The 18058-nt window shown below is 55.9% G+C and carries 20 protein-coding genes and 1 pseudogene; 4 read left to right on the forward strand and 17 right to left on the reverse strand.

What is annotated here, in order from left to right:
• Positions 1–18: 18 nt before the first annotated feature.
• The 13 genes and pseudogenes from fliR to fliF all read right to left on the reverse strand — a co-directional run.
• A pseudogene (gene fliR / locus BFG58_RS00245) lies at positions 19–811 on the reverse strand (flagellar biosynthetic protein FliR); the annotation flags it as partial.
• A 7-nt stretch (positions 812–818) separates the two neighbouring features.
• Positions 819–1088 carry a flagellar biosynthesis protein FliQ gene (fliQ, locus tag BFG58_RS00250; protein ID WP_008500315.1) on the reverse strand — a complete coding sequence of 90 codons (270 nt, stop codon included), beginning with the start codon at positions 1086–1088 and terminating at the stop codon, positions 819–821.
• 9 nt (positions 1089–1097) lie between these two features.
• On the reverse strand, positions 1098–1835 hold the full coding sequence (gene fliP / locus BFG58_RS00255) for a flagellar type III secretion system pore protein FliP (protein ID WP_008500316.1): 738 nt from the start codon (positions 1833–1835) through the stop codon (positions 1098–1100).
• Positions 1835–2209 (reverse strand): flagellar biosynthetic protein FliO, encoded by a 375-nt coding sequence (gene fliO, locus BFG58_RS00260; protein ID WP_048223877.1) that lies wholly within the window; start codon positions 2207–2209, stop codon positions 1835–1837. The genes fliP and fliO overlap by 1 nt, the downstream gene beginning before the upstream one ends.
• Before the next feature lie 2 nt (positions 2210–2211).
• Positions 2212–2625: a flagellar motor switch protein FliN gene (gene fliN, locus BFG58_RS00265; RefSeq protein ID WP_008500318.1), complete on the reverse strand. Its 414-nt coding sequence runs from the start codon at positions 2623–2625 to the stop codon at positions 2212–2214.
• A complete protein-coding gene (gene fliM, locus BFG58_RS00270) occupies positions 2622–3626 on the reverse strand; it encodes a flagellar motor switch protein FliM (RefSeq protein ID WP_008500320.1) in 1005 nt (334 codons plus the stop codon). Before fliM ends, fliN begins: the two co-directional genes overlap by 4 nt.
• A gap of 4 nt (positions 3627–3630) precedes the next feature.
• On the reverse strand, positions 3631–4101 hold the full coding sequence (gene fliL, locus BFG58_RS00275) for a flagellar basal body-associated protein FliL (protein ID WP_021241388.1): 471 nt from the start codon (positions 4099–4101) through the stop codon (positions 3631–3633).
• A 106-nt stretch (positions 4102–4207) separates the two neighbouring features.
• Positions 4208–5440 carry a flagellar hook length control protein FliK gene (gene fliK / locus BFG58_RS00280; protein ID WP_069718961.1) on the reverse strand — a complete coding sequence of 411 codons (1233 nt, stop codon included), beginning with the start codon at positions 5438–5440 and terminating at the stop codon, positions 4208–4210.
• On the reverse strand, positions 5437–5880 hold the full coding sequence (gene fliJ / locus BFG58_RS00285; protein WP_021241386.1) for a flagellar export protein FliJ: 444 nt from the start codon (positions 5878–5880) through the stop codon (positions 5437–5439). The genes fliK and fliJ overlap by 4 nt, the downstream gene beginning before the upstream one ends.
• 21 nt (positions 5881–5901) lie before the next feature.
• The gene (gene fliI, locus BFG58_RS00290) at positions 5902–7272 is read right to left on the reverse strand and encodes a flagellar protein export ATPase FliI (protein ID WP_045908161.1); all 1371 of its coding nucleotides are present in this window, start codon (positions 7270–7272) and stop codon (positions 5902–5904) included.
• Positions 7272–7979, reverse strand: coding sequence for a flagellar assembly protein FliH (fliH, locus tag BFG58_RS00295; protein WP_045908162.1), 708 nt, complete (start codon positions 7977–7979; stop codon positions 7272–7274). The genes fliI and fliH overlap by 1 nt, the downstream gene beginning before the upstream one ends.
• Entirely contained in the window at positions 7972–8970 is a 999-nt protein-coding gene (gene fliG / locus BFG58_RS00300) for a flagellar motor switch protein FliG (protein ID WP_008500327.1), read from the reverse strand. The genes fliH and fliG overlap by 8 nt, the downstream gene beginning before the upstream one ends.
• Entirely contained in the window at positions 8963–10642 is a 1680-nt protein-coding gene (gene fliF, locus BFG58_RS00305) for a flagellar basal-body MS-ring/collar protein FliF (RefSeq protein WP_069718962.1), read from the reverse strand. Before fliF ends, fliG begins: the two co-directional genes overlap by 8 nt.
• 228 nt (positions 10643–10870) lie before the next feature.
• Here fliF and fliE point away from each other — a divergent pair, with 228 nt between their 5' ends.
• Complete coding sequence (gene fliE / locus BFG58_RS00310) at positions 10871–11185, forward strand: flagellar hook-basal body complex protein FliE (protein WP_069718963.1); 315 nt, start codon at positions 10871–10873, stop codon at positions 11183–11185.
• 74 nt (positions 11186–11259) lie between these two features.
• Positions 11260–11673 (forward strand): lipoprotein YedD, encoded by a 414-nt coding sequence (gene yedD / locus BFG58_RS00315; protein ID WP_032652553.1) that lies wholly within the window; start codon positions 11260–11262, stop codon positions 11671–11673.
• Positions 11674–11767: 94 nt separating this feature from the next.
• Here yedD and amyA read toward each other — a convergent pair whose 3' ends face one another.
• Genes amyA through fliD form a run of 4 tightly spaced genes read right to left on the reverse strand, consistent with a single transcriptional unit; the run spans position 11768 to position 15537 of the window.
• Positions 11768–13255 carry an alpha-amylase gene (gene amyA / locus BFG58_RS00320; RefSeq protein ID WP_069719641.1) on the reverse strand — a complete coding sequence of 496 codons (1488 nt, stop codon included), beginning with the start codon at positions 13253–13255 and terminating at the stop codon, positions 11768–11770.
• A gap of 51 nt (positions 13256–13306) precedes the next feature.
• The gene (gene fliT, locus BFG58_RS00325) at positions 13307–13681 is read right to left on the reverse strand and encodes a flagella biosynthesis regulatory protein FliT (RefSeq protein WP_045908165.1); all 375 of its coding nucleotides are present in this window, start codon (positions 13679–13681) and stop codon (positions 13307–13309) included.
• Between the two features lie 5 nt (positions 13682–13686).
• Positions 13687–14091, reverse strand: a complete 405-nt coding sequence (fliS, locus tag BFG58_RS00330) for a flagellar export chaperone FliS (protein ID WP_023312296.1) — start codon at positions 14089–14091, stop codon at positions 13687–13689.
• Between the two features lie 21 nt (positions 14092–14112).
• Positions 14113–15537 carry a flagellar filament capping protein FliD gene (fliD, locus tag BFG58_RS00335; protein WP_045908166.1) on the reverse strand — a complete coding sequence of 475 codons (1425 nt, stop codon included), beginning with the start codon at positions 15535–15537 and terminating at the stop codon, positions 14113–14115.
• 401 nt (positions 15538–15938) lie between these two features.
• Here fliD and BFG58_RS00340 point away from each other — a divergent pair, with 401 nt between their 5' ends.
• Together BFG58_RS00340 and fliB are read left to right on the forward strand one after the other, a co-directional pair.
• Positions 15939–16763: a flagellin gene (locus BFG58_RS00340; protein ID WP_023312294.1), complete on the forward strand. Its 825-nt coding sequence runs from the start codon at positions 15939–15941 to the stop codon at positions 16761–16763.
• A 62-nt stretch (positions 16764–16825) separates the two neighbouring features.
• A complete protein-coding gene (gene fliB / locus BFG58_RS00345; RefSeq protein WP_045908168.1) occupies positions 16826–18031 on the forward strand; it encodes a flagellin lysine-N-methylase in 1206 nt (401 codons plus the stop codon).
• The last annotated feature ends 27 nt before the right edge of the window (positions 18032–18058 follow it).

Below are 18058 nucleotides of genomic sequence, written 5' to 3' on the forward strand. Positions count from 1 at the left end.
AAGACAGTAGCAACAGTGAGGTCTATTATTTACGAGGCAGTTCGCTGACAATATCCGCTAACAGGTTGAATATCTCGCCGAATAAATGTTCACAGAAGGGAGCGATAAGTGGCATCAGTAATGACATTAATAAAATTCCGACCGTCAGCGTCAACGGAAAACCAATGACAAACACCGAAAGCTGCGGCGCCATTCGGTTCAGTAAACCTAATGCCAGGTTGACGGTCAGCAGCAGGGTGATGATCGGCAGCGCCAGCATCAGCCCGTTCAGGAAGATCAGCCCCGCGGCGCGGGTGAGCGCCAGGAAAGCGTTGCTGTTCACCGGGTTTTCGCCAATCGGCAGCGTATGGAACGTGTCCACCAGCATGGAGATAAGCCACAGATGGCCGTTGAACGACAGGAACAGCAGCATGGCGAGCAGATCGATAATGCGCGCCAGCACGGGCATGTTGAGATGACTGCCGGGATCGACAAACGTGGCGAACGATAACCCCATCTGTAGGCCAATCAGTTCCCCCGCGGTACGCACGGCGGCAAAAGCGAGTTGCATGGTAAAGCCGACGGCAACGCCAATCATCACCTGCTGCAGGGCGACCCACACCGCATTCGCCGAGAAGATCGGAATATCCACGGGAGGGAGAGACGGTGCGACGATAATGGAGATGATAATCCCCAGCCCCACTTTGACACGCTTGGGTATCGATTTCTCGCTGAGAATGGGGGCGGTGGAGATCAGCGCCATGATGCGCAGCATCGGCCAGAAGTAGACGCCGAGCCACTGAACCCACTGGTCGCTGGTGAAATGCAGCATCGTCAGGTCAGCCGATGATGTACGGCAGATTGGTAAACAGGTTGCGCATATAGTCCAGCAGCAGGTTCAGCATCCACGGTCCGGCCACGATAATCGCCACGAACACGGCGATGATTTTCGGGATGAACGACAGCGTCATTTCGTTAATCTGCGTGGCGGCCTGCAGAATACTGATAATCAGACCGGTAACCAGCGCGACAAGCAGCAGCGGAGCGGCAACGGCAATGGCGATTTTCATCGCCTCCGTGCCCATCATCATGACCGATTCGGGTGTCATTGCCGTTCCTTAACTGTAGAAACTCTGCGCCAGCGAGCTGACCAAAAGCTGCCAGCCGTCGACCAGCACAAAGAGCATGATCTTAAAGGGCAGGGCGATGGTCGCGGGCGGCACCATCATCATCCCGAGCGCCATCAGGACGCTGGCGATCACCAGGTCGATAATCAGGAACGGGATAAAGATGGTAAAGCCGATCTGGAACGCGGTTTTCAGCTCGCTGGTCACATAGGCGGGTAGCAGAATACGCATGGGTACCGCTTCTGGTCCTTGCAGCTCGCCGGTGTTGGACAGGCGGGCAAAGAGGGCCAAATCCGCTTCGCGCGTCTGGCGCAGCATAAATTCCCGCAGCGGCTGCGCGCCTTTATCCAGCGCTTCCTGCATAGAGATTTTATCTTCGCTGAACGGCTGATAGGCGTCGGTGTAAATCTTATCGATCACCGGCGACATAATGAAAAAGGTCAAAAACAGCGCCAGTCCGAGCAGAACCTGGTTTGGCGGAGCGGAAGGGGTGCCGAGCGCGTTTCGCAGCAGACCAAAAACGATGATGATGCGGGTGAAGCTGGTCATCATCAGCAGGATAGCCGGAATAAACGTCAGCGAGGTGATGAACACCAGCGTCTGCACCGGAAGCGACCAGCTTTGGCCGCCGCCAGCGAGAGGGGTTGACACCAGACCGGGCAGTTGCGCATAGACCGCGGGAGCAAACAGGCCAACGCCCGCAAGCGTCAGGGATAACAAACGGCGCATCAGGATCTCCCGGAACGCTTAAGCAAACTCTTCATCACGGACTGGAAATCCGCAGGGGCCTCTGCACGCTCGTCCACCACAGCAGGGGCGGGCGGCAGCTTATGTAATACGCTGATGTTTGACGCCGTGACGCCCAGAACCAGACGCGCATCCTCCACCTCGACGATGACCACGCGTTCACGTGGTCCCAGAGTGGTGCTGGCGCTGACCTTCAGCCCGCGGGCGCCGGCGGTTTTTCCCGCCAGGCCAAAGCGCTTCGCCAGCCAGGCGGCGATAAGAATAAAGGCAATAATACCGAACAACGCCCCGCTCACCTGGAGCAGAGGTGAGCCGGGAACGGCAGAAGGTTGCGATAGTGTTGCCTGGGTTTTCATGCTTAACGGCTCAGACGACGCATACGCTCAGACGGGGTAATGATGTCGGTGATACGTACGCCGTATTTATCGGCTACCACCACCACTTCACCCTGAGCAATCAGATAGCCGTTGATCAGAATATCCAGCGGTTCACCGGCCAGGCCGTCAAGGGCCACCACGGAACCCTGCGTCAGGCGCAGCAGCTCTTTAATGGTCATACGGGTGCGTCCCAGTTCAACGGTCAGCTTAACCGGGATATCCATAATCAGGTCGATGTCCTGCAGCGTGCCGCTGACATCACCGCCGCCGAGCTGCTGGAATACGGCATCCGCTGCGCTTTTGGCCGGGGTCGCTTTTTGCTCGTTTAACGCGTCAGCCCACAGATCGTCCAGTGCTCCGCTGTTTTCATCGGACGGATTGTTCATGTCACTCATTTGGGCTGTTCCTCATTCAGCGAATTCAAAATCGGGTTGATCAAGTGCTCAACGCGTAACGCATACTGACCGTTAATCGTGCCGTACTGGCTTGTCAGCACGGGGACACCATCCACATGGGCAATAATGCGGTCGGGTTTTTCTATCGGCAAAACATCACCGGGTTGTAATTTCAGGATCTGAGATAACCGCAGCGGGATATCGGCGAAGCTCGCCACCAGCTCAAGCTGCGAATGCTGGACCTGGCGGACCAGGTTTTCACGCCAGTTCTGGTCTTCGTTGCGAGAGTTCTCCAGCGGCGGGTTAACCAGCAGCTCGCGCAGCGGTTCGATCATGCTGAACGGCAGGCAGATGTTGAACTCGCCGGTCAGGTTACCGATCTCCACGTGGAACGGGGTGTTCACGACGATATCGTTCGGGGAGGTGGTGATATTGGTAAATTTCACCTGCATCTCAGAACGGACGTATTCCACTTCCAGCGGGTTAATCGCTTTCCACGCGTCGCTGTAAGACTCCAGCGCCAGCTTCAGCATGCGGTTAATGACGCGCTGTTCGGTGTGGGTGAATTCTCGACCTTCTACTTTGGTCGGGAAACGCCCGTCGCCGCCGAACAGGTTATCCACCGCAATGAACACCAGGCTTGGGGAAAACACCACCAGACCGGTGCCGCGCAGCGGCTTCAGATGAATCAGGTTAAGGTTGGTTGGCACCGGCAGGTTGCGGGCAAACTCATGATACGGCTGAATGCGGATCGCACCGACCGTGATATCCGGGCTACGACGCAGCAGGTTAAACAGCCCCATACGGAACTGACGTGCAAAACGTTCGTTAATGATCTCCAGCGCCTGCAGACGTTCACGTACCACGCGACGCTGGGTATTCGGGTCATAGGGACGAATATCGCTATCGCCGCCGATACCCGGTTGCGGATCATCACTTTTATCGCTGTCGCCGTTGAGCAGCGCATCGATTTCTGCCTGAGAAAGAATACTGTCGCCCATGTCGTTACCGCAGAATGAAGGCTGTATACAGAACGTCAGTGACTTCCTGCTTAGGTTGGCCGTTTACCAGCGGGGTCGCCAGCGTTTGTTTAATGGCGTCGACCAGCTTTTGCTTACCCACATCGGTGGCCAGCGCCGAAGCGTCCTGACGAGAGAACAGCAGCAGAAGGCGGCTACGCACCTCCGGAAGATAATCATTCAGACGCGCGCGCGTGGCTTCATCCTTCAGGCGCAGCGTAATACCGACGTACAGCACACGATCCGCGTCACCGAGATTCACGGTGAAGGTGTCCAGAGGGAAAAATACCGGCGCCGGTGGCGGTGCAGGTTCGGCTTTGGCCGCAGCGGTCGAAGGTTCCTGCTGCATACGCCAGTAACTATAGCCCGCGGTAGCGCAGGCGGCGAGCGTGATCAACACCAGCAGCGGGATCCAGATGGAACGCTTACTTTTTTTGGTGATAGCGGAGTCAGTCATCTGATACGAGCTTCCTGTTTCGGTACAGCTTAATAAGGTGATTATCCCGTGTCCTGCTGTCGTCAAAGCGTGGAAAAGACGGGGATAATCACGCTACCTCTGGCGTTTAGGCGAAGATGTCTACGGCACTGTTACCGCGCGCGGCGGATTGCAGGGCGGCAGGAACGGGCAGTAGTTCATCGCTCTCTTCATTAAAACCGCCGGTGTTGCCGGAACGCGAAGCCTGGTGCTGCTGCTGGGATGAGGACTGCTGCTGCCCGGCAAAGCTCTCGCTGCTGACGCTGCTCTGCGCAAGCTGAATGCCGTTTTCTGCCAGCGAGGTTCGCAGTACCGGCAGCGCGGCTTCCAGCGCCGCACGGACATGGCTGTGCGCAGAGACCATCTGCAACTGCGCCTGGTTATCATCCAGCTTAAGCGAAATTTGCACCTGACCCAGATCTTCCGGGTGCAGACGCAGCTCGGCCGTCTGCTGGCCCTGTTTGGTGAACAGGGTGATGTGCTGGCTCAGGGACTGCTGCCATTCATGCGTGCCCAGAGGCTGGCTTAACACCGGCGCGGGAGCAACGGTGGCGGCCGTCTGACTGGTTGCATGGCTGGACATAATTGGTGCAAGGGTAGCCGTCGGTGATGATGAAGAGGAGGCGCTGGCGAGCTCCTGCTTCTCTGCGGTTGCGGCCACGACCGGCGTCGCCGGCGCGTTGCCCGACAGGGCCGGGTCGCTGTTTTTCGCCTGGCTCTGATAAGGCGCAGCACTCTGCGCTTTATCATGGCTTCCCGGAAGCGCGTTCAGGGACGGTTGGCCCGCGCCGTTTTGCGCAAGCGCTGCTGTACTCAGCGTTGCGGTGGCGGATACGCCGTCACTGCCAGCTACGCGAGAGGCGGTAGTTTGCTGGTGCGGCAGCATCGCCATCAGGGCGCTCAATCCGGCCAGCTCCTCTTCGCTCAGCTCGCTTTTACCGTCATCTTTGCTGTTCGCGGCATTGATCGTCTTCAGTGCGTCACCTTTAGACAGCGGCACCAGTCCGGAAACCAGCGTATCAAGCGAGGTGACGGGCGCCGTTTCGTCGCCATTCAGCACGGTTTGGCGCGAGAGCAGGTCGGCAATTTTGGCCTGCAGGGTGGTACCCCCTTTGGCGTCCTGAGCAACGTGGGACAGCTTGCTGCCGGCGGCTTTCAGGTCAGCCAGGGTCAGTGGCGCATCTTTGCCCTTGCCCGTCGCGTCCGACAGGGCGCCCGCGAGCAGCGCGAGAAAGTCCTGTGCACCGTCGGTGCCTTTCCCCGCCTGCGTACCGCCTGACAGGTCGCTGTCGCTCATCAGCAGTTGTTGCAGTGTGATCATTCCGGTTTCCTCATTGATGCGCGCTGGGCAAACTCATCCATTTTTTTCTGATCCAGACGGTTTTCCGCCAGGGTCGTTGCCGCAATCTGTCGGTCCTGTAAGGTCTGCCAGGCCTGCAGTCGCTGCTTCTTCTCGCGCCAGAAATTCAGCGCGGTATCGACTTTCTGGGTCCACTGGTGAAGCTGCTGGCGATGCTGATCTATCGCCTTCTCCAGCGTCTGGATAAACTGCTGATAGTTAATCCAGCGCTGGCTTCCAATGCCCTGTGTCATATCGGTATTGAGGTTGGTGCGATATTCATGCTGATAGTCGATTAACATCTTCAACTGTTCTTCAGCCTGCTGGCACCCGCGTCGCATTGCGCCAAGCTGCAATGCGGCATCATCAACTTCTTTTTCAGCCAGATCTTTCAGCGTTGATAACGCGCTGTTTTGCGCCATGACCTTCGCCCTCCACCTGTGTTACACCTGCGGGAAAATCAGCTCCAGTGCCTGAATTGAATCTTCCCAGTTGGCACGTTCAAAAATGCCTTGTTGCAAAAATGCCTCCAGCTGCGGCCACAGGGTAATCGCTTTGTCGAGCATCGGGTCGCTGCCTTTGGCATACGCCCCCACGCTGACCAGATCGCGGTTGCGCTGGAAGCTGGAGAGGAGTTGTTTAAAGTTACGCACGCGGGCGTAGTGCTTCTCGGTTATCAGCGCCGTCATTGCGCGGCTGATAGAGGCTTCAATATCAATTGCCGGATAGTGTCCGGCTTCGGCGAGACGACGCGACAGCACAATATGGCCGTCAAGGATCGCGCGTGCGGAGTCGGCAATCGGATCCTGCTGGTCATCGCCTTCGGTCAGCACCGTATAGAACGCGGTGATGGAGCCGCCGCCGCTGATACCGTTCCCCGCACGTTCCACCAGGGCAGGGAGTTTGGCGAAGACCGAAGGTGGGTAGCCTTTGGTCGCCGGTGGCTCACCGATAGCCAGCGCGATTTCACGCTGCGCCATCGCGTAGCGGGTCAGCGAATCCATGATCAGCAGCACGTGCTTGCCGCGGTCACGAAAATCTTCGGCGATGCGGGTGGCATACGCTGCCCCCTGCATACGCAGTAACGGCGACACGTCCGCCGGTGCGGCGATGACCACTGAGCGGGCACGGCCTTCCGCACCCAGAATGTTTTCAATGAAATCTTTAACTTCGCGACCACGTTCGCCGATCAGGCCCACTACGATAACGTCCGCCTGGGTATAGCGCGCCATCATGCCGAGCAGAACGGATTTACCCACGCCTGACCCGGCGAACAGGCCCATACGTTGCCCACGTCCCACGGTCAGCAGGGCGTTAATCGGGCGTACGCCGGTATCGAGCACATGCTCGATAGGGGTTCGCTGCAGGGGGTTAAACGGCTGGGTGATTAATGCGCCGGTTTCGGTGGTGTCCGGCGAGGGCAGCCCGTCGAGCGGCTTCCCGCTGCCGTCCAGCACGCGCCCCAGCAGGGCAGGACCAAGTGGCAGCTGTTTCCCGCTTTGCAGCCCATCGCCAGAGGTGTTTTTGGCATACACGCGCGCGCCGGGCAGAATGCCTTCCACCTCTTCAAGCGGCATCAGGAACAGGCGCTGGCCGTTGAACCCGACCACTTCGCTTTCCACTTCACGCGTTTCCAGACCGTCCTGACGCTCGATCACGCAGGTCGCGCCCAGCGGTAGCTGCAGGCCGGTGGCCTCCAGTACCAGACCGGTGGCGCGCGTCAGTCGCCCATAACGACGAACAGAGGGCAGTTGCGCCATCTTCGTCTCAAAATTGTCGAGCGTGGTGAGCCAGCGGGTGAGGCGTGCGGTCATCAGACGACTCCCGGTGCCGCCAGGCGGCACAGTTCCTGCCAGCGGGTGGCGACGCTGGCATCCAGATCGCCTTCATCGGCTGAGACTTTGCAGCCGCCGTGATGTAACGACGGATCGCCGCGCAGGCGCCAGCCGTGCAGGTTTAGCGTCGCGCCCAGGCTCTCTTCCACGCGCTGCAGGTCGTCCGGATGGACGCGCAGCTGCGGCTTACCGCTGAACAGCGGCTCCTGCTGCAGCAGGCCCTGAATTTGTTTAATCAGCGCCGTGTTATCCACGACGGGCGTCTGGCCGATCACCTGACGCGCGGCTTCCAGCGCCATCTGCATCAGTCGCGAGGCAATCACGCTGTCCAGCGCGTCCAGCGTGTGCTGAAACTCGCTGACCAACTGCTGCATGCGGGCATGGATCGGCGCCTGCTGCTGGCGCGCCTGATCGATACCGTGCTCTAACCCTTTTGACAGGCCTTCCTGATACCCCAGCTCGTGGCCTTTCTGCCGGCCTTCGTTCAGACCGGCATTGTAGCCCTGCTCGTGCGCCTGCATTTGCAGCTGAGCCAGCATCTGTGCTTGCTGCTCTTCTTCGCTTAGCTCAGGCTGTTCGACGTCCGGGTCAAGCTCCTCGGTCGGGATCACGGCTGGCGTGAACTCGGAGAGGGGAGGGGCCAGATCGTCCGGCGTCCAGCGCTTCCACGGCAGCTCATTAGACATAGGTGTCGTCTCCGCTGCCAATCACCATCTCGCCGGTTTCCGCCAGACGACGAACAATAAGCAGAATGGCTTTCTGTTCGTTTTCCACCTGAGACAGACGAACCGGGCCGCGGTTGGCAAGGTCGTCGCGCAGGATATCGGCCGCACGCTGAGACATGTTGCGCAGGAACTTCTCGCGCAGCGGCTGCTCGGCGCCTTTGAGGGCGATAAGCAGCGACTCGGAATCCACTTCCTGGAGCAGGCGCTGGATGCTGCGGTCGTCCACTTCGACGAGGTTTTCGAACAGGAACATCTCGTCGATGATTTTCTGTGCCAGCTCGCCGTCGAATTCGCGAACCGCCGTAATGACGGCCTCTTCCTGCTGCGTTTTCATCAGGTTGATGATTTCCGCCGCCGTTCTCACGCCGCCCATTTTGCTGCGCTTGAGGTTCTGGCCGTCGAGCAGGTTGTTCAGCACCTCGGTCAGCTCCGCCAGCGCGGCAGGCTGGACGCCGCCGAAGGTGGCGATACGCAGCATCACATCGTGACGCAGGCGCTCTTCGAACAGCGCCAGAATATCGGCCGCCTGACCACGTTTGAGGTGGACAAGAATGGTGGCGATAATCTGCGGGTGCTCGTCGCGAATAAGGTCGGCGGCACTCTGCGGTTCCATAAAGTTGAGCGTTTCGATACCGCTGGCGGTATCGCGCGTTTCCAGAATGTCTTCCAGCAGGCTGGCGGCACGCTCTTCGCCCAGCGCCTTGACCAGCACGGAACGCAGGTAGTCGTTGGCGTTGACGTTCAGCGCAGCAAACTGTTCGGCTTCCTGCTCAAACTCCGACAGCACTTCGGTCAGCTGTTTATTGGAGATTTGGCGCACGTTGGCCATGGCCGCACTGAGAATCTGTACCTCTCGCTGGGAGAGGTGTTTAAACACCTCTGCTGCGCGATCTTCGCCAATGGTCATCAGCAGGATGACGCTTTTATCGGTGCCCGTAAGCGTATTACTCATGTTCGTTACCCATCCACTGGCGGATGACCAGCGCCACGACGCGCGGATCGTTATCTGACATTTCGCGAATGCGCTGGCTCATCACCTCGGCACCCATGCGCTGGTTAGCACGGCGCTGCTGCATCTGTTCATCTTTACTGAGGCGAACTTCAACCGCTTCTTCCGTTTCCTGACGCGCATTCATCTGCTCGCGAGCCGCTTTTTCAGCTTCAGCACGGCGCTGGAGCTGTGGACGAACGCCCTTACGCCACAGCAGCCACGCGACAATCAGCACCAGCAGCCAGCGTCCTGCGGACATCAGCTGGTCGATAAACGCCTGCTGTTGCCAGAACGGCAGTTCACCGCCAGTCTCTTCAACCGAGTTGAACGGTGAGTTCACCACGTTGAGGGTATCGCCGCGCTTCTCGGAGTAACCCATCGCTTCGCGGGTCAGGTTTTCAATCTGCTTCATCTGCTCGGCGGTCAACGGCAACGGTTTACCATCCGCCAGCGTTTTGTAGTTCACCACTACCGCAACGGAGAGACGCTGAATATCGCCCACGTTCAGTTTAGTGTGACGAATCGTTCTATCCACTTCGTAGTTCGTGGTTTCGTTACGGCTGGTGTTTCGTGGGCCGCTGTTATTCGCCGTAGAGGTGGTCTGCTGATTATTTTGCTGACCGTTCTGCTGATTGGCCGGCGGCGTAGAGATCGGCGCCGCGTTTGCCGGGGCAGGCTGGTTAGACAGCGCGCCCGGCACGCCGCCCGGGTAGGCACCGCCAATCTGCTCGCTGGAGTTGATTTGACGCGAACGCATGACCGCCTGAGCCGCATCGCCGTTCGGGCTGTACTGCTCTTCGGTTTGTTCTTTATTCGAGAAGTCGATCTGCGCGGTGACCTGCGCGTGCACGTTGCTGTTGCCCACTACCGGGCCGAGGATCGCTTCGATACGACGCTGGAGACGGCTTTCCACATCGGCGGCATATTTCAGCTGCGCGTCATTCAGATCGCGACCGGCGGTGTTGGATTGCGTCAGCAGGTGACCGCTCTGGTCAACCAGCGTCACGTTACCCGGCGGCAGACCGGCGACGGCGCTGGAGACGAGATGCGTCACCGCGCTGATTTGCCCTTCGTCCAGCGCGCGGCCAGGCTCAAGGTTCACGGTCACGGAAGCCGAAGGTGATTTCTGTTCGCGGACAAATAAGGAAGGTTTAGGCATCGCCAGGTGCACGCGGGCGCTCTTCACCGGGCCTAATGTTTCAATGGTGCGGGCCAGTTCACCTTCCAGCGCACGCTGGTAGTTCACCTGCTCGCTGAACTGGCTGATACCGAATTTTTCCTGATCCAGCAGCTCAAAGCCCACCGCGCCGCCTTTCGGCAGCCCCTGCTGGGCCAGGCGCAGACGCAGTTCGTGCACCTTATCTGCCGGGACCTCCAGCGCACCGCCATTATCGGCAAAGCGATAAGGGATGTTCATCTGGGTCAGTTGGGTGACGATGGCGCCGCCATCCTGATCGGAAAGGTTACTGTAGAGCGTCCGGTAATCAGGGCTTTTCGCCCACAGGACCATCGCTACAAGGATCGCAATTGCGGCAGCGCCTGCCACGATCAACGGGATTTTAGGATTCGCGCGAAGGCGGTTCATCCACTCGAGTGATTTATTCTGCGGCGCTGTCGATGCTGTTGCACTCATTGCGCACCTCTTAAATCCTGGTGGTTTACGTTATTCGTGTAGAGAAACAAAACTGACTCCCGGGTCGGCAAACACGACAAAAGTTCCATATTGATGGCCCTGCCATTATTTGATGATTCGTGATTTTCTATGCGTCAAATAACCTGGTTTTTTCATGCTATTTACCGCCATTATCTTATTGACAAGCTGTTAGTCTTGACCGCGTAAAAAACCATCCAGGGGAGAGTCATGGCTATACAGGGCATTGAAGGGGTAATCAGTCAGTTGCAGGCAACGGCGATGACGGCCCGTAACCAGAATGTGGCAGATCAGCAGCCAGGCATCAGCTTTGCAGGGCAACTGCATGCCGCTCTTGACCGTATCAGTGATACCCAGACCGCAGCGCGCACTCAGGCTGAGAAGTTCACCCTCGGCGAGCCGGGCGTGGCGCTGAATGATGTGATGACCGATTTGCAAAAAGCCTCGGTTTCTCTGCAGATGGGGATCCAGGTGCGTAACAAGCTGGTGTCGGCCTATCAGGAAGTGATGGGGATGCAGGTCTAAGACCTGTCGATCTTCGCTGGCAGCCGCAGCGCTTTAATGCCACAATATTTTTTTCTTCGAATGCAGGAAAGATGATGAAAAAAATAGCAATTGCTGGCGCGCTGCTGGCACTGACCGGGTGCGTTCAGGTCGATAATTATAACGACGTGATCAAGCATCCTGTTCCGGCGCATCTGGCGGGATACTGGCAGTCGAAAGGGCCGCAGAGCAACATGGTCAGCCCGAATGCGATTGCCACGCTGGTGGTGACGGAAGAGGGCGATACGCTGGACTGCCGTCAGTGGCAGCGCGTGATTGCCGTGCCGGGTAAAATCATGCTGCGTTCAGACAGTTATTACAACGTGACGCGTAAGCTGGATATCTATCCGCTGGAGCGCGATGGCTCGACGCTTGAGTACGACGGGCTGGAGCTGCAGAAGGTCGATCGCCCAACGGTTGAGTGTGCCGATTACCTGAGCAAGAACCCGCTGGCGAGTAAACTACCGTAGCCGTTTTTTTGCCGGGTGGCGGCTTCGCCTGACCCGGCCTACAAAAGTACCGTCCCGTAGGCCGGGTAAGCGTCAGCGCCACCCGGCATTGTTTCTACAACGCATCCTCAATCACCCACACGCTGACGCTTCCGCCTTTGCAGGTAAACGTTCCTTCGCCATCTGCCGCCGTGGTGACCGTTTCTTCGCGATTGCCGAGAAAATCACGCCACGTTTTGTTGCCGTAGTTTTCCCCCAGGCAAATTACCTTCTCGCCGTCGTCGCCGTTCGACATCACCACCACGCAGCCGGGATCGTCTTCCGTACCGCTGCGGCTGAAGGCGATGCAGTTAGGATGGTCAAAAAACAGCGTCTGCACGCCGTGGGCAAAACGCTGGCGCGCGAGGATCAGCTCGTGGAGCTGCTCAATGACAGGCATATCAATATGGTACGTTTCTCCGTCTCCACCCGTATCGTCATAGCTGGCACCAAAGAGGTCCGGATAAAAGACGCTCGGCACGCCATTTTCCCGCAGCAGGATCAGCGCGTAGGCCAGCGGTTTAAACCAGGCTTCGACCGGGGCTTCCAGCGCCTGCAAAGGTTGGGTGTCATGGTTCGCGACGAGGGTCACCGCATGAAACGGATCGGCTTCCACCAGCGTGCCGGTGAAGATTTGGCTCATGTCGTAATCCCGACCCTGACGTGACGCCTCGTGGAATTTCATCTGCAGGGGGGCATCAAACAGCATGGTTTTGCCTTCGACCTGGTCAATATAGGCCTGAAGCTTATCCACCTCGTGGGACCAGTATTCCGCCACGATAAACAGCGGCTGGTCGGCGACTTCCTGGACGTGCTCAATCCACTCTTTGTAGAACCAGGCGGGAATATGCTTGACGGCGTCCAGACGAAAACCGTCGCAGCCCGTCTGTTCCATGACCCAGCGGGCCCAGTATTTGATCTCCTCGGTGACGGCGTGATTGCGAAAGTCGATATTTTCGCCCATCAGATAGTCGAAGTTACCCATCTCATCATCAACCTGATCGTTCCAGCCTTCGCCGGTGTAGTCGTTGACGATTTTAAAGATGCCGTCTTCATCGGGGTTTTCAATGTGGTCGACGCCGCTGAAGCATTTGTAATCCCAGATGAACTGGGAATATTGCCCGGCGCGGGCAGGGAAGGTATAGCGGGTCCAGGCTTCACACTCGATGACCTCATCATCGATTTGCGTGCGATCCTGCTCGTTCACGCGCTGAACGCGCACAGGCTCTTTTTCATCGGCGCCCATTTTGTGGTTGACCACCACGTCCAGCAGCACGGCAATGTCGTTGCGCTTGAGGGCGTCGATGGCCTCCAGCAGCTGCGCTTTGTCGCCGTATTTGGTGGCGATACTGCCTTTCTGGTCAAACTCGCCCAGATCGAACAGGTCATAGGAGTCATAGCCGACAGAATACCCGCCTGACGCGCCTTTATAGGCGGGCGGTAGCCAGATCATGTTGATGCCGATTTCGTTAAGATTGGGTGCTAACGCCGTGACCTCTCGCCACAATTCACCGCCAGCAGGGTAGTACCAGTGAAAACATTGTAACAGGGTGGGGTTTTTCATCATCCTTGCTCCAGAAGCCATTGGCAGACTTCTGGAGTATGGATGAAGAAATCATAGTTGTGTGTCGCGGGTAAAACTTTCTGGATAAAGAATATTCCCTGACAGCTTTCCATAGGTAGACGTGATGGATTGCTGTTTGCCGGTTTGATCGATCAGACTGCGCAGTTCGTCCATGCGGACTTTCAGCAGCGCCTTAAGCGCATTTTCATTTTCAAGGATCATTTCCAGCAGCGCACGCGCTTGCTCAACCTGAGCCGGAGGGCATGACATGATGGGCGTTTGAGAAATCCTTTCCACCAGTTGTACGTAATGCATTTCCTGCTCGATAAGCGCATCCCATTGACCAGAATGTGCGAGATTTAGCATAGCAATGCTCTGAGCATGTAACGCCTGCCAGTGGCTAAGCGCTGCGCTGGGATTATTCATCAAAATTATCCTGAAATAGAGGACGCATTGGGGCCGATTTGCTTCCACGCATCCGCAATGTTGTTTAATAAACCCTCGACTTCAACAATTGCGTCTACGTCATTACTGACATTCGCCAGTAACAAACGTCGAACCATATATTCGTACAAGGAGGCAAGGTTACCGGACAACTCGCTCTCAACCTCCATGTTCAGTCCTGCTTTTAAACCGTTGTCGATGATGTTGATGGCTTTGGATAACGCTTCGCCTTTCTCACGAATTTGTCCGGCTTCCATGAACAAACGCGCGCGAACAAGGGCGCTATGCGCCCCGTCGAACAACATGACAATCAGCTGGTGTGGACTGGCATTCATCACTGCACTTTCGACTCCTATCTGCTGATAGGATTGAACACCAGAGGTCTTATACATTTCCACTCCTCAATGCGACGACTATTTTTGTGAGAACTGTTGGGTCAGGTAGTTGGCTGTACTGGTCATTTTGGTGACTAATACGTCCAGGCTGGTGAACTGGGTTTTGTAACGCGCCATGGTGGCTTCAATTTGGGCATCCATGGCATCGTAACGTTCGCCCAGGGTTTTCAGCGTTTTGTTGATCCCGTCTTTCGCGTTCTGGATCACCCCGGCGCTACCGGTACTGGTGCTGAGCATGGCGGTCAGCGTGTTGTTCATCTGCGTGGCCATACCGGTTTTCTTTCCGTCACCGACAAAGTACTGCTGTACGGCGTTCGGGTTGTCGGTCAGCGCTTTTTTCAGCTTGTCGGTATCGACCTTCAGGTTACCGACGGTGCCGTCTGAGCCTTTAACCGGGTCCTGGGTAATCCCCAGTTGGGCCATGATCTGAACCGAGCCGGCCTGCACTTCGGTCAGCAGACCGCGCAGCTGAGACTGAACTCCGCGCACGTTCGCATCACCGACCAGCGCGCCGTTGCTGGTAGACTGGCTGCCGGAGCCTGCATCGACTGGCACATATTTCGTCAGGCTGTTAATGGTGGACTGCAGCGAGTTGTACGCCGTGACCCAGTCCGTAATCGCCTTCTGGTTTGCATCCGTTGCGCGTGAAACCTCAAGGGTTTCATCGGCTTTGCTTTCGGCCTTCACCGAGAAGGTGACGCCAGGCAGCGCATCGGTAATGGTATTCGACTGGCGCTCGATAGAGATGTTGTTCACCACCACAATCGCGTTCTGCGCGTCGGTGTTTACCGTCAGCGCGCCCGTTTTGGTGGTTGAATCGTAGCCAATGGCGCTTTGCAGCTTGGCGTCGCCAGTGACGCTGACGGTCATCGCACCATCGGTACCGGTGGTTTTTGATGACAGCATCAGGCGGTAATCACCGTCTTTCGCTTTAATGACGCTGGCGGTAACGTTGCCGTTCGCTTTATTAATGGCGCTCGCGATCCCGGCCAGCGACGTATCGCCATCGGCCAGCGTGACCTCTAACGGTGTCTTCGTGCCCGGCTGGGTGATGGTGATTTTACGCGTTGTACCTGTCGTATCGCCGAGCAGATCCGTGTTGTTTGCATAGGAGCCGGTAGTGAGCGCCTGTGCTTTTGCAACCTGGTTGACGTTAACCACAAAGGAACCCACGGACGCATCAGCTGTCGTCGTGGCGGTAAAGGCCGTGTTGGTGCTGCTCACGGACGTTGAGTTCCAGGTGGTGGCTTTACCCAGTGCAGCGGTGGCAGTCTGCAGCGATGTCATGGCGCTCTGCAGCTTGCCGTAAGCGCTTAACTGTGCGTTATACGTTGATTGCTGGGAAGTAATCGTCGTCAGCTTGGTTTTCTCTGCCGCTTCCAACTGATTATATAAATCCCCGAGTCCTGCAGAACCTATCCCGAGGTTACTGATAGTAGCCATGCATATTTTCCTTAAAATACGAAAGTAGTTCAGGACTCTTATCGGCCTCTTAACGTAAAAGTTTACGATGGTGAGAAAAAAATAATCCAAAGAATAGGCATGTCCTGGCGGGGTAAATGAAAGGATTGCACTTTAGGATCATTATCCGCGCATTGAAAACACGAATAAGTGTGTGCCTTTTTTGTCATCTCTTTGCGCGTTAAAAAAGCGTAAATAATAACGCGCTGACGGACCTTAATTGATTTTTTAAAAATAAATCCGTTAATAATCAGTTGGTTGTAATTTTTTCAAAATTGATTCTAAAGTCTTTTGGGGACCCGTCGATAACCTTGTTGACGGTGAGAGACGCTGTGAGTGTTAGGCACCGGACCTAAAACCCAATTTTTGAAGGAAAGAAAATTATGGCAGTTATCAATACTAACCTGTTGTCCCTGACCACTCAGAACAACCTGAACAAATCTCAGTCTTCTCTGGGCACTGCTATCGAGCGTCTGTCTTCCGGTCTGCGTATTAACAGCGCGAAAGACGATGCTGCTGGCCAGGCGATTGCAAACCGCATGACCGCTCAGATCAAAGGGATGACTCAGGCAGCACGTAACGCCAACGACGGTATCTCCATGGCGCAGACTGCTGAAGGTTCTCTGAACGAAATCAACAACAACCTGCAGCGTGTACGTGAACTGGCTGTTCAGGCAAGCAACGGCACCAACAGCGCATCTGACCTGGCTTCTCTGCAGGATGAAGTTACCGCTCGTCTGGCTGAAATCGACCGTGTTGCGGGCAAAACTGACTTCAACGGCATCAAACTGCTGGACGGCACTGCAGGTACTGCGGGCGTAGTTAAAATTCAGGTTGGCGTTAACGACGGCGACACCATCAACCTGGATCTGAGCGGCGCGAAAGCTGACTCTACTACTCTGGGCGTGAACGCAATCGACCTGAAAGCAATGACCGCTACCGACCTGAACACCATCGACAAAGCTATCGCTACCGTTGATAAAGCACGTTCAGGCCTGGGTGCTGTGCAGAACCGCTTCACTTCTGCAATCAACAACCTGAACAACACCTCTAACAACCTGTCTGCTGCTCAGTCCCGTATCCAGGACGCTGACTACGCAACTGAAGTTTCCAACATGTCTCGCGCGCAGATCCTGCAGCAGGCTGGTACTTCTGTTCTGTCTCAGGCAAACCAGGTTCCACAGACTGTTCTGTCTCTGCTGCGTTAATTTTACGCACGAAACCCCGCTTCGGCGGGGTTTTTTTATCTCTGCTATTTGAGAATCCGCCCGTGAAACAAATCAGTGTCACTCAACCAAAGCTGGTCGCAGATTTTTCATGTGTCGGTGGGGAATGCCGTGAACATTGTTGTCAGGGCTGGACCATCGCATTTGATAAATCCTCCGTTAATCGCTATCTGAACAGTAAAAATGCCGCCATTCGTCACACGGCGAAAACGGCGATAAAAGTTACCAAAAAACAGTATGGCAACTGGGGCGAAGTGATTTTCCATACGGAAAGTAAAAACTGTCCGTTCATGGATACGGAAAAACTCTGTTCTATTCACAGCGCCATGGGCGCGCAGGCCTTAAGCCCAACCTGTTCGTCGTTTCCACGGACAAACCGGGTCTATAAAAATGAAATCGAAAAATCATTGAATCTCTCGTGTCCGGAAGTCACCCGACTTCTGTTGAACGATCGGGAGTCTATGTCGATGATGGAATCGGTCATTGTCCAGCAGGACGTCAATACTGCGCCGATGATTGATTTAAAGGCAAAAGTCATCAATCTCTTCTGCCAGAATATATTCAGCGTTGAGGACGTTAGCGTTGAAGAACAGGTTTACGCCGTGGTGAAGTTCCTCATGGTGGCTGAAAAACTCGAAAACCTGGAAGAAAATATCGGCACGCTCGAAACGGTTTATTTCTCGCTGGTTAACGAACTGGTGAGCGGTAAAATCAAGACGGAGCTGGGCGGATTTAATCAGAACTACAGCCTGAAATTCGCGTTAATTTCGCTCATCCAGAGTTACTTTACGAAGAAAGCGACGGCCCGCGGCGGTGCGGTGTTAAACCACTATTTTGCCCAGCTTTATCAACAGTTCGAATCTGTCGGTGATGCCGAACCGGCAGAGAAGGTCATGGAGAACATCGAGTCCGTCTGGCGCGATGTGGCGGGTAGTTACCTGGCGACCAATGACCACTTATTTAAGAACTTTTTTAAATACAAACTCTGGGAGCAGGGCTTCCCGCAGAGCAACGGTCGCAGCATGTTGAATAATCTTTATTTAATCGTTGCCGAGTACTATTTCCTGAAAACGTTACTTGCCGGTCAGGCTATCGTGGCGGGGAAAATTGAACAAGATAATATCATTGATGTTATTTACAGCTTCCACTCGCTAAGCCAGCATAATCAGGAAGCGGGAAAGCTCTTTCATCAACATATAGATAGCGTCAAACTGGGCGACGATCTTTCATTGTTGCAACTGTTAATTTAGGCAGAAAAGTTGCCCCGGTTGAGGGCA

Origin of the sequence: Enterobacter sp. ku-bf2, from assembly GCF_001742765.1 — a bacterium.
GTDB lineage: Bacteria > Pseudomonadota > Gammaproteobacteria > Enterobacterales > Enterobacteriaceae > Enterobacter > Enterobacter quasiroggenkampii.